Genomic DNA, 11,277 nt, shown 5'->3' with positions numbered 1-11,277 from the left:
GTCAATATGACAGAGTTGCTAAAGTTCCAGTTAAAGAAGAAATCAAAGTGGAAGAAACTACTGAAATCCATAATAATCATGTAAACCACAATGAAACTTCAAAGATGGTACTTCAAGAAGTTAACCAACTTAAAGTTGTTTTTGATAACTATTTTGTGGTAAAAGATGCTATGATTTCTTCTGATGGTAACACAACTTCAATTGCTTCAAAGGAATTACTAACTGCAATAAATAATGTTAAAATGGACAAATTGGATATGGATGTTCATATGGTTTGGATGAAAGTTGTAAATCAAATTAAAAAAGATACTGAACTGATTTCAAAATCAAAAGATATTAATAAACAACGAAATCACTTTACAACATTATCAAAAGACATTTATTCATTATTAAAAGTTGCAAAGTATGAGGTTCCAGTTTATTTCCAACATTGCCCTATGTACAATGATGGTAAAGGTGCAAATTGGTTAAGTAAAGAAAATGCAGTAAAGAATCCTTACTACGGCTCAATGATGTTAACTTGTGGAAAAACGGTAGAAACTATTAAATAATCTAAAATGAGAAGAATAATTTTTGCATTTTTTTTAATTACTAATATAGCCACTGCACAGATTGATGTTGGAGATACAATACCATCAATAGCATTAAAAAGTACTAGTAATACAGAGGTAAATATTACATCTTTTAAAGGGAAATATGTATTAATTGATTTTTGGGCATCATGGTGTGGTCCTTGCAGATTAGGCAATAAAAAGTTAGTAAAACTACATAATGAAGTTAGTTCAGATAAAATAGAAATAATAGGAATATCAATCGATACAGATACTAATAAATGGCTAAAAGCTGTTGAAAAAGATAAAATTAAATTTACCCAATTGATAGACTCAAAAGGTTTTGATGCTGAAACAGCAATACAATTTGGTGTAGAGGAATTACCATCGAAATTTTTATTCAATGAAGAAGGTGTTCTAATTGCAAAAAATCCAACAGAAGAAGAAATAATTAAATTAATAGAAAAGTAAAATGAAAAAAATAAATAAAGTATATCTAGTAATTGCATCAATCGTTTTGATGTTTTCAATAAAAAGTAATGCACAAATTGTAAAAGCTGAAATTAGAGCAACGGGTTTAACTTGCTCAATGTGTTCAAATGCTATAAATAAGCAACTTAAAGCATTACCAGAAGTTACCAATGTTGAAACAGACTTAAATACCAACACATTCACGGTAACTCTTAAAGAGGGAAATGAATTAAGTCCAAAAACATTTAAGGAAAAAGTAGAAAAAGCAGGTTTTTTTATTGGATCATTAGTGATAACTGCCAAAGCTGAAACCATTAGTAAAAGTCCTTACATTTTAGTAAATGACAAAAAAGACACTACAGAAGTTGTTAAATTTCAAGTAGTTGATAAAGGTTATGTTACAGAAAAAGAGTTTAAAAAATTATCAAAATCATATAAGGACATTTCGACTTATGTTGCAAACAGTGAAGATGATTTTCATATTAAAATTTTAAACTAATGAGAAAGTTTTTTATTCTAATAATATTATTCAGTATTCAAAAAAGTGTAAGTCAAGAACTGTTTCTAATCACAGATCCCGCTAGTAATGTTCCGGCAAACTCATTAGGTGTCAATCTTCTTCAATCACGTTTTAAAGAAGAATTTAAATCAGGATATAGTTATCATCTGATGCCCGAAGTTACATATGGGATTAATAAAAATTTGATGGTTCGTGCATCTGCTTTTGTGAGTAACAGAAGTAATGATTTAGTAACAGAAGGAGGAAGCTTTTATGTCAAATATCGTTTTTATTCTACAGATGATTTAAACAGTCATTTCCGTATGGCAGCTTTTGGAAGATATAGTTTCAATAATGCCGACATACATCAGGAACAAATTGAAATCATGGGACATAATACGGGTTTTGAATCTGGAATTGTGGCTACTAAACTGATTAAAAAATTAGCAATTAGTTCTTCAATAAGTTTTGAGAAAGCTTTTGACAACAAACCAGATTATCCATTTCCAAACGAATTAGGAGATAATGCCACTAATTACACTCTTTCTTTTGGAAAATTAATGTACCCTAAAAAGTACACTAGTTTCAAACAAACCAATATCAATTTAATGGTTGAATTTGTTGGACAAACTATTAATGAAAATGGTAAATCTTATTTGGATGTGATGCCTGCTGTGCAATTTATTTTTAATAGTCAAGCACGTTTGGACTTTGCATATCGTCAAGAATTGGTAAGTTCAATGGTACGCTCAGCTCCAAATGGATTTTATTTCAATCTGTACTATACTTTTTTCGATTTAACAAAATAAAACCAAGATGAGTACAACAAAATTTATTCCGGCATTAGGTTATGATTTTTTAAGCGATTACTACGATTTAGCAATCAAATTAACTATGCCTGAGAAGAAATTCAGAAACAAGCTAGTAGATTTGGTCAATCCACAAAAGAATGAAAAAATACTTGAGTTTGGTTTTGGAACCGCGCAAAATATCATTATTCTAAAACAGCGCTTTCCTGATTGTAACATACAAGGAATTGACATCGACCCCAAGATTAAAACCATTGCTGAATACAAATTAAATAAGGCAGGAATTGAAGCGTCACTTTTTTTATATGATGGAGATAAGTTACCCTTTGAAGACAACTCATTTGACAAGATTTATAGTTCTCTTGTTTTTCATCAGTTAGATAGGATTACAAAATTAAAATGCTTGCTTGAGATCAATAGGATACTAAAATCAAATGGAGAATTAATCATTGGAGATTGGGGTAAAGCAAAAACAAAATGGATGCGGTTTTCTTTTTACTTAGTTCAATTATTAGACGGTTTCAAAACTACTACTGATAATGTAAATGGATTAATGATAAAATACATTACTGATGCAGGATTCAAAAACGTTCAAGAAGTAGACTATATCAATACATCAATAGGCACTTATTCTTACTATAAAGCAGAAAAAATTAATTAATAACTAAAAATAATATATTATGAAAACACTTTTTTTAACAGCTTTTTTAGCGATAACAATAGTATCATGTAACAACAAGGCTAAAGAAACAGAAACCAACTCAACAGAGAACAAAGAAAGTTCTAATGAATTATTCGCCTGTCCAATGCATCCGGAAGTAACAGGAAAAAAAGGAGAAAAATGCTCCAAGTGTGGTATGGAATTAACAGAACCTGTCGCTCAATCTAAACCTGATAAAAATACCCAAGAACCAAGTCAGAATAATCCATCGGAAAAAGTCGGAGTCCTTGACACTGATTCTCCGGTGGCTACATCAGATTATGTTAATGATATTATTATTAGTTATATAAACCTAAAAAACAAACTGGTAAGCGATGATTCTAAAGGTGCTGCAGATAAAGGAAAAGCATTATTGGTATCATTCAACCAATTCGACACCAATACGCTTACTGCAAATCAGAAAAAAGAGTACTTAGACATTGCTGATGATGCTAAAGAACACGCAGAGCATATTGGCGACAATGCAGGTAAAATTGACCATCAAAGAGAACATTTTGCCATACTAAGTAAGGACATCAATGATTTAATAAAACTTTTGGGTTCAAATAAAAAATTATATCAGGACCATTGTCCAATGTATGACGACGGTAAAGGCGCTATTTGGATCAGCGAATCCAAAGAAATCAAAAATCCATATTATGGCTCTAAGATGCTTACTTGTGGTAGTTTGAAAAAAACGTTATAAAATGAAAAGAAGATTAAAGAAAGTAGGTATAGTACTTTTTTTGGTATTGATAGCAATACAATTCTATCAGCCTGCCCTGAATCAAAATCCAGGGCAGGATTATACAAATGATTTTCTGGTCACGACCGATGCACCAACAAATATTTCAAAACTAATAAAGACATCTTGTTACGATTGCCATAGTAATAACACCCAGTATCTCTGGTATGATTACATTCAACCAGCTAGAATGTTTGTAGAAACACATATTACTGATGGGAAAAAAGAGTTAAATTTTAATGAGTTTGGCAGTTATTCAAATCGAAAGCAGCAAAGTGAGTTAGAAGCAATAAGCAAACAAATTAAATCGGGTGATATGCCTTTAAGTTCCTACACGCTATTACATCATGATGCAATACTTAATGAGGCGCAAAAACAGGAAATAATTACCTGGATTAATTCAATAAATGAAAACAACAGTTTGTCGGAAAATTAAGTGCTCTCCTATATTTTGAATATGTGATATATATCATAATGTAAAAGGACTCAATTGATTAATTTTATTTAAAAGGAAGAAAAAAGACAAAAATGGTAGAAAAACTAATTACATTCTCACTTAGAAACAGAGCAATTGTGCTACTGGTTTCGGCTTGTTTATTTGTGTGGGGAATCTATAGCGTGAAACAAAATCCTATAGATGCTATCCCTGATTTATCAGAAAATCAGGTTATTGTATTTACCGAGTGGATGGGTAGAAGCCCACAGGTAATCGAAGCGCAAGTAACTTATCCTTTGGTTTCTAATCTTCAAGGGATACCAAAAGTTAAAAATATACGGGGAGCCTCCATGTTTGGGATGAGCTTTGTCTATATCATTTTTGAAGACAATGTAGATACCTACTGGGCAAGAACCCGTGTGTTGGAACGATTAAATTATGCCCAACGTTTACTTCCACAAAATGTTGTTCCAACCTTAGGTCCTGATGGTACAGGAGTAGGCCACATTTTTTGGTATCATTTAGAAGCCAATGGAATGGACTTGGGAGAGCAAAGAGCCTTACAGGACTGGTATGTGAAATTTGCACTGCAAACAGTTCCCGGTGTAGCCGAAGTAGCTTCTTTTGGAGGTTTTGAAAAACAATACCAGCTAGTGTTAGATCCACTAAAAATGCAGTATTATAATGTCAGTATGATGGAAGTAATGAATGCTGTTAAGGCTAATAACAATGATGTAGGCGGCCGAAAGTTTGAAATGAGTAATATGTCTTATATCATTAGAGGTTTAGGCTACATAAAGAACAGTAAAGATGTCGAGGATATTTCGATTAAAAATTACAATTCTATCCCTGTGAAGGTAAAAGACATAGGTTCAGTACAAATGGGTGGAGATTTACGCCTTGGAATTTTTGACCAAAACGGAACTGGGGAAGTCGTAGGCGGTATAGTGGTAATGCGTTACGGCGAAAATGCTGATAAAGTCATCAAAGCGGTTAAAGCAAAGATGAAAGAAGTTGAAAAAGGATTGCCCGAAGGAGTGAAATTTAAAACTTCCTATGACAGAAGCGAGTTAATCGAAAAAGCTATTGAATCTGTCAAGGGAACACTTATAGAAGAAATGATAGCAGTTTCACTCGTTATCTTAATTTTTCTGTTCCATTGGAGAAGCGCCCTTATAATCTTAATTCAACTTCCTATATCCGTAGCAATTGGCTTCATATTGCTTGAAGCATTTGGTATTTCATCTAATATTATGTCATTAACCGGTATTGCACTCGCTATTGGAGTTGTTGTGGATGATGGAATTGTAATGGTTGAAAACGCCTACAGGACAATCTCAGAGAAACAAGAAGAAATGATTGATAACAAGTAAATTGGTATGATGATAGAAAAAATTAAAAATTTATTTAAAAAGGAACACGACCCTTTATCCTCTGATGAAAAACTTCAACTAATTGAAAAATCATCAAAGTTAGTAGGACCGGGTGTTTTTTACTCAACACTGATCGTAATTGCGTCTTTTCTACCGGTTTTTTTACTCACAGGTATGGAAGGAAAATTATTTAGTCCCTTGGCTTGGACAAAATCATTCATTCTAATCGTTGATGCTTTTTTAGCCATTACACTCACACCGGTGCTTATAAGCTTTTTATTAAAAGGTAAACTTCGTCCTGAGAATAAAAACCCAATCAATAAAAAACTGGAAAGTGTATACACTCCTATTTTGGTTTTTTGTTTGAAATGGAGGAAAACGGTTTTAGGAATTAATGTAGTAGCTTTACTAATCGGTTTAGTCATGTTTACTCGTTTAGGTTCCGAGTTTATGCCACCATTGGATGAAGGTTCAGTACTTTTCATGCCGGTTACCTTGCCCGATGTTTCAAACTCGGAAGTAAAAAGAATATTGCAGGTTCAAGACAAATTGATAAAATCAATTCCCGAAGTAGACCATGTATTGGGAAAAGCTGGTAGAGCCAATACTGCTACAGATAATAGCCCTATTAGCATGATTGAAACCATCATTTTATTAAAACCTCAAAGTGAATGGAGAGAAGGAAAAACAAAGAATGATATTATAACCGAAATAAATAATAAACTCCAAATTCCGGGAGTAACCAACGGCTTTACACAGCCTATCATTAATAGAATAAACATGCTATCTACTGGTATTCGAACAGATGTTGGAATTAAAGTTTATGGAGAAAGTTTAGATACCATTAATGCACTATCTCAAAAAATCAAAAAAGCACTCGAAGGTACTTCGGGTGTAAAAGATTTGTATGCGGAGCCAATAACTGGTGGAAGGTACATTGACATTGAGCCAAAGAGGGAGCTTTTGGGCAGATACGGCCTTTCAATTGACGATATTAATGCAGTTGTTGAAGCAGCTATCGGAGGAATGAAACTGACAACTACAATTGAAGGACGACAACGCTTCTCTGTAAATGCAAGATATGCACAAGAATATAGAAACAGTATTGATGCACTGAAAAAATTGCAAGTCCAAACGATGCAATATGGCCCAATTCCTTTAGAAACCATTGCAGAGGTAAAAATAAGCGATGGGCCGCCTATGATAAATAGCGAAAATGCCATGCTTCGAGGAAGTGTGCTGTTTAATGTACGTGATCGAGATTTAGGTAGTACTGTGAAAGAAGCTCAGAAAAAATTAAATTCAATGATGTCTAAAATGCCAAAAGGATATTACATTGAATGGAGTGGCCAGTGGGAAAATCAGTTGAGAGCCAATAAAACGCTAAGCATGATACTACCAATTGTGGTGATAATTATCTTCCTTATTTTATATTTTACTTACCACTCCATGAAAGAATCCCTCATTACAATGATAACAGTGCCTTTTGCTTTAATCGGTGGTGTTTTTATGGTCTATTTCTACGGAATAAATTTATCTGTTGCGGTTGCGGTTGGTTTTATTGCCCTCTTCGGAATGGCCATTGAAACAGCTATGTTAATGACGATCTATTTAAATGAATCGATGAACAAAATGGTTGAGAAATACGGAAATAGCAAAGAGGTTATCACCGAAGAAATATTGAGACAATATATTATTGATGGATCAGCCAAAAGGTTGCGACCAAAACTAATGACGGTTTCTGTTTCTTTATTTGGTCTTATTCCGATACTTTGGGCAACAGGTACAGGTGCCGATGTAATGTTACCTATCACAGTTCCTCTTATTGGTGGGACAATTACTTCTACAATTTATGTATTATTAGTAACTCCTATTGTTTTTGAAATGGTGAAACTTCACGAATTAAAAACTAAAGGCAAAATAGAACTTATAGATGTTAAAGAATAAATATTATATCGTTATAAGCTTTTTGATTTTAAGCTTTACAATTGCTAATGCACAGATTGTTTCACTGGATAATATCTTGAGCACAATCAAAACCGATAATCCGCAGCTAAAAATGTATGATGCCGATATCCAAAGTATGGATGCTGCTGCAAAAGGGGCTAAAAGCTGGATGGCACCTCAAGTAGAAACCGGTTTTTTTATGACGCCCTACAATACCAAAATGTGGAAAGCAGATGATATGAGTCCTGGCATGGGCAGTTATATGATTGGAGTCTCACAAATGATTCCCAATTCAAAAAAACAAAATGCCGAATACAAGTATATGAACGCAATGTCATCTGTTGAAAAAGAAAACAAAAATTACACTTTAAATCAGCTTTATGCTATAGCCAAGACAAATTATTATCAATGGCTTGTACTAAACAAAAAAGTCAAAGTGGCCAATGATAACTTACTACTCTTAAAATACATGATAAAAAGCATGGAAATAAGATACCAGTACAATATGGATAAACTCCCCACTTATTATAAAGCAAAATCTCAATATAATGAGTTAGAAAGTATGATTATAATGCTTCAGAATGATATTTCACAAAAAAGAATTATGCTCAACACTCTAATGTCAAGAGATAAAAATATGGTGTTTGAAATTGAAGAAGCATTCGAACTAAAGGAATACAATTCACAACTATTGGACACCTCATCAATTTCCAAAAACAGAAGTGATATAAATGCCATCAAAAGAACCATGGAAGTAAACCAACTGAAAATTGATGCAGAAAAATCAAAATTTCTACCCGAATTTGGAGTTAAATATGACCACATGTTTGCTTTTGGACAACAGCCACAGCAATTCTCACTAATGGGCATGATGACTATCCCCATGCCTTGGTCAACAAAAATGAACAAAGCCAATATCAGTAGCTTTCAAATTAAAAATGAAAGTCTCAATTGGCAAAAACAAATGATTTTAAATGAAACAGTTGGAATGATTTCGGGCATGAATACAGAGCTTTCTAACCTCAATAAACAATACAATATCTCCGAAAAAAGCATCATCCCTTCATTGCGCAAAAATTATGATACCGCCGTTTTGGCTTGGCAAAATAACACTGGTGATTTGTTCATTGTCTTAGACGCATGGGAAGCTTTGAACATGGCCCAAATGGACGCTCTCGACAAATTGCAGTCCATACTAAACACTCAGGTCGAAATCGAAAAACAACTCGAAATTAAGTAACTATGAATAAGTATATAAAATATGGTTTGATTCTAGGTATAATAGCAATAATCGGTTCTGCTATTTATTTCTATGTCATAAAACCTGAAGTACATGACGCAAGCTCTCATCAAAACGTTGTCTATACCTGTTCAATGCATCCGCAAATTATTAGAGATAAACCTGGAAACTGCCCTATTTGCGGAATGACTTTAGTAAAAAAAGTAATTGACAATCATGCTATTGAAGATTATAATATTGAAAATGTCATCAAGCCAACAGATAACTTTGTAGTGGGTAAATTTCAAACTATAACAGCAATAGATTCAACTTTAAGTGGTGAAATCAATCTTCCTGGCACTGTCGCTTATGACCCAAATTCAGCGGTAAATATTGCAGCAAAAATAAGTGGCCGAATTGAAAAAATATATGTGAATTTTAAATACCAACGAATTAATAAAGGACAAAAATTATTTGATTTATATAGCCCTGAACTTTTAACTGAGCAAGAAAACTTTATTTATTTACTTTCAAATGATATTGATAACAGCTCAATTATTGAGGCATCAAAACAAAAGTTGTTGCTTTACGGTATGACTCAAAATCAAATAAGTGCTTTAGCTAATTCAAAAAAAGCCAATCCTAAAATAGCCATTTACAGTCCTTCTAATGGAATTGTCATAGGGTCAGAAACAATGGTTACTCCATCAAATTCTGCAATGCAAAGTATGAATAACAGTACTGAAAAACTTGAGTTAAAAGAAGGAAACTATGTCAAAAAAGGAGAAGTTGTGTTTAAATTAGTAAATACTGATAAAGTTTGGGGAGTATTCAACATTACTCAGGAAAGCAGCAGTTTTATTGAAGTCAATCAAGCCATTAAAATAACTTCTGAACTCAATGCTGAAGAATCAATAGAAGCGAAAATAAATTTTATTGAAACACAATTTAATGCTACCGACAAAACCAATAGAATTAGGGTTTATTTAAACAACAATACACTCAAATTGCCGATAGGTTTGAGATTGCAAGGTATTATAAAAACACGGTCAATTAGCGGTCTTTGGATACAAAAAAACGCATTGGTAAGTACAGGTAATAAAAAAATTGTTTTTGTTAAATCTCACAATGGTTTTAAAGCAACACCGGTAAAAACAGGGTTTGAACTGAACGGTTATATTCAAATCATTAAAGGTATTTCTGTTAGTGATACTATTGCAAAAAATGCACAATATTTAATCGATAGCGAAAGCTTTATTAAAACGGAGTAAGTATGAAAAATTTAAATCAAATAGGCATCTTTTTATTGCTTTCCCTAATATTTACAGCTTGTAATTCTTCTAAAAAAGAAGACCATTCTCAGCATGAGAATAAAAAAGAAGACCACTCTCAACATGATAAAAATAAAGAAACTACTTTTTATACATGTTCTATGGATCCTCAAGTAAAAGAAGATAAACCCGGCAAGTGTCCTATTTGCCACATGGAGTTAACACCCATAAAACAGGATGATAGTGAGGTTAACCAAATAAGTTTAAGTAAACAACAAATTCAACTTGGTAATATCACAACTCAAGTTATAGGACAAACACAAAACAATTTAGAACAAAACTACACAGGTGTTTTAACATTCAATCAAGAAAAATCTAAAACCTTTTCTTCAAAAGCAATGGGTAGAATTGAAAAATTATATTTCAAATCCACTGGTGATTACCTATCCAAAAACCAGCCTGTCTTTCAATTATACAGTGAGGATATTGCAATAGCAAAACAAGACTATTATACAGCATTTAAACAACTGGAAATGCCCGGTAATTTTGGAAAAAACGCAAAAAATATAATGAATGCCGCCAAACAAAAACTCTTATTCTATGGTTTGTCCAATACTCAAATTGAGAATATTAAAAGTAATAAAGATGTTTCCCCATATACCACATTTTATAGCACTGTCAGCGGCACAGTTTCAGAAATAAGTACTGCTGAAGGAAGCTATATCATGGAAGGCGAACCAATCATCAAAGTAACTGATTTGAATAAACTCTGGCTTGAAACACAAGTTAATATCAACTACTTCAAAAGCCTCAAAATAGGCCAAATTGCTACAATAACATTTGTCGATTTCCCTGATAAATCAATAAGCGCTAAAATCTCATTTATCAATCCTGAAATAAACCCGGAAACCCGTTTACTTTTGATTCGATTTGAAATACCAAATCAAAATCTAATTTTAAAACCGGGAATGCAGGCCATTGCAAAATTGATGATTTCCGGCGGTAAAGGAATATACATTCCCACCGATGCAGTAATTAGAGAAGAAAACGCATCCTACATCTGGGTAGAAAAAAAACCGGGTGTTTATGAAAATCTAATGGTAGAAACAGGAATTGAAACTAATGGACTGATAGAAATCAAAACAAAAATTGCCAATGGTCAAAAAGTAGTGATAACGGGTGCCTATGCCATCAATAGCGAATATAAATTCCGCAAAGGCAGTAACCCGATGGAAGGAATGAAAATGTAATTTAAA

Annotated in this window: 10 protein-coding genes and 1 pseudogene; all 11 read left to right on the top strand. The window is 32.9% G+C overall.

Going from position 1 to position 11,277, the window contains the following annotated elements; genetic code table 11:
- The coding region (locus tag BP92_RS0115025) for a DUF3347 domain-containing protein (RefSeq protein ID WP_026726780.1) at nt 1-551 on the top strand (551 nt) is incomplete at its 5' end.
- Nucleotides 552-557: 6 nt separating this feature from the next.
- Nucleotides 558-1,022 (top strand): TlpA family protein disulfide reductase, encoded by a 465-nt coding sequence (locus tag BP92_RS0115020; RefSeq protein ID WP_026726779.1) that lies wholly within the window; start codon nt 558-560, stop codon nt 1,020-1,022.
- Between the two features lies 1 nt (nt 1,023).
- The gene (locus BP92_RS0115015) at nt 1,024-1,521 is read left to right on the top strand and encodes a heavy-metal-associated domain-containing protein (RefSeq protein WP_026726778.1); all 498 of its coding nucleotides are present in this window, start codon (nt 1,024-1,026) and stop codon (nt 1,519-1,521) included.
- Nucleotides 1,521-2,330, top strand: a complete 810-nt coding sequence (locus BP92_RS0115010) for a hypothetical protein (protein WP_026726777.1) — start codon at nt 1,521-1,523, stop codon at nt 2,328-2,330. Before BP92_RS0115015 ends, BP92_RS0115010 begins: the two co-directional genes overlap by 1 nt.
- A gap of 7 nt (nt 2,331-2,337) precedes the next feature.
- Nucleotides 2,338-2,991, top strand: a complete 654-nt coding sequence (locus BP92_RS0115005) for a class I SAM-dependent methyltransferase (RefSeq protein ID WP_026726776.1) — start codon at nt 2,338-2,340, stop codon at nt 2,989-2,991.
- Between the two features lie 19 nt (nt 2,992-3,010).
- The gene (locus BP92_RS0115000; RefSeq protein ID WP_084329804.1) at nt 3,011-3,736 is read left to right on the top strand and encodes a DUF3347 domain-containing protein; all 726 of its coding nucleotides are present in this window, start codon (nt 3,011-3,013) and stop codon (nt 3,734-3,736) included.
- Between the two features lies 1 nt (nt 3,737).
- Nucleotides 3,738-4,211, top strand: coding sequence for a heme-binding domain-containing protein (locus BP92_RS0114995; protein ID WP_026726774.1), 474 nt, complete (start codon nt 3,738-3,740; stop codon nt 4,209-4,211).
- A gap of 92 nt (nt 4,212-4,303) precedes the next feature.
- Nucleotides 4,304-7,531, top strand: a pseudogene (locus BP92_RS17510) (efflux RND transporter permease subunit).
- Entirely contained in the window at nt 7,518-8,771 is a 1,254-nt protein-coding gene (locus BP92_RS0114980; RefSeq protein ID WP_026704796.1) for a TolC family protein, read from the top strand. The pseudogene BP92_RS17510 and the gene BP92_RS0114980 overlap by 14 nt, the downstream one beginning before the upstream one ends.
- A 2-nt stretch (nt 8,772-8,773) precedes the next feature.
- A complete protein-coding gene (locus BP92_RS0114975) occupies nt 8,774-10,021 on the top strand; it encodes an HlyD family efflux transporter periplasmic adaptor subunit (RefSeq protein ID WP_026704795.1) in 1,248 nt (415 codons plus the stop codon).
- Nucleotides 10,022-10,023: 2 nt separating this feature from the next.
- Complete coding sequence (locus BP92_RS0114970; RefSeq protein ID WP_026726773.1) at nt 10,024-11,271, top strand: efflux RND transporter periplasmic adaptor subunit; 1,248 nt, start codon at nt 10,024-10,026, stop codon at nt 11,269-11,271.
- Nucleotides 11,272-11,277 lie beyond the last annotated feature (6 nt).

The organism is Flavobacterium sasangense DSM 21067 (assembly GCF_000686885.1).
Taxonomy (GTDB): domain Bacteria; phylum Bacteroidota; class Bacteroidia; order Flavobacteriales; family Flavobacteriaceae; genus Flavobacterium; species Flavobacterium sasangense.
The sequence above is the reverse complement of the archived record's forward strand: the minus strand, read 5'-3'. Positions and strand labels throughout refer to the sequence as shown.

What these genes read in the sequence shown, in the direction of transcription:
- BP92_RS0115005 (WP_026726776.1), top strand. Translation starts at nt 2,338, where the DNA reads ATGAGTACAACAAAATTTATTCCGGCATTAGGTTATGATTTTTTAAGC.
- BP92_RS0115015 (WP_026726778.1), top strand. Translation starts at nt 1,024, where the DNA reads ATGAAAAAAATAAATAAAGTATATCTAGTAATTGCATCAATCGTTTTG.
- BP92_RS0114980 (WP_026704796.1), top strand. Translation starts at nt 7,518, where the DNA reads ATGTTAAAGAATAAATATTATATCGTTATAAGCTTTTTGATTTTAAGC.
- BP92_RS0114995 (WP_026726774.1), top strand. Translation starts at nt 3,738, where the DNA reads ATGAAAAGAAGATTAAAGAAAGTAGGTATAGTACTTTTTTTGGTATTG.
- BP92_RS0115020 (WP_026726779.1), top strand. Translation starts at nt 558, where the DNA reads ATGAGAAGAATAATTTTTGCATTTTTTTTAATTACTAATATAGCCACT.
- BP92_RS0115000 (WP_084329804.1), top strand. Translation starts at nt 3,011, where the DNA reads ATGAAAACACTTTTTTTAACAGCTTTTTTAGCGATAACAATAGTATCA.
- BP92_RS0115010 (WP_026726777.1), top strand. Translation starts at nt 1,521, where the DNA reads ATGAGAAAGTTTTTTATTCTAATAATATTATTCAGTATTCAAAAAAGT.
- BP92_RS0114970 (WP_026726773.1), top strand. Translation starts at nt 10,024, where the DNA reads ATGAAAAATTTAAATCAAATAGGCATCTTTTTATTGCTTTCCCTAATA.
- BP92_RS0114975 (WP_026704795.1), top strand. Translation starts at nt 8,774, where the DNA reads ATGAATAAGTATATAAAATATGGTTTGATTCTAGGTATAATAGCAATA.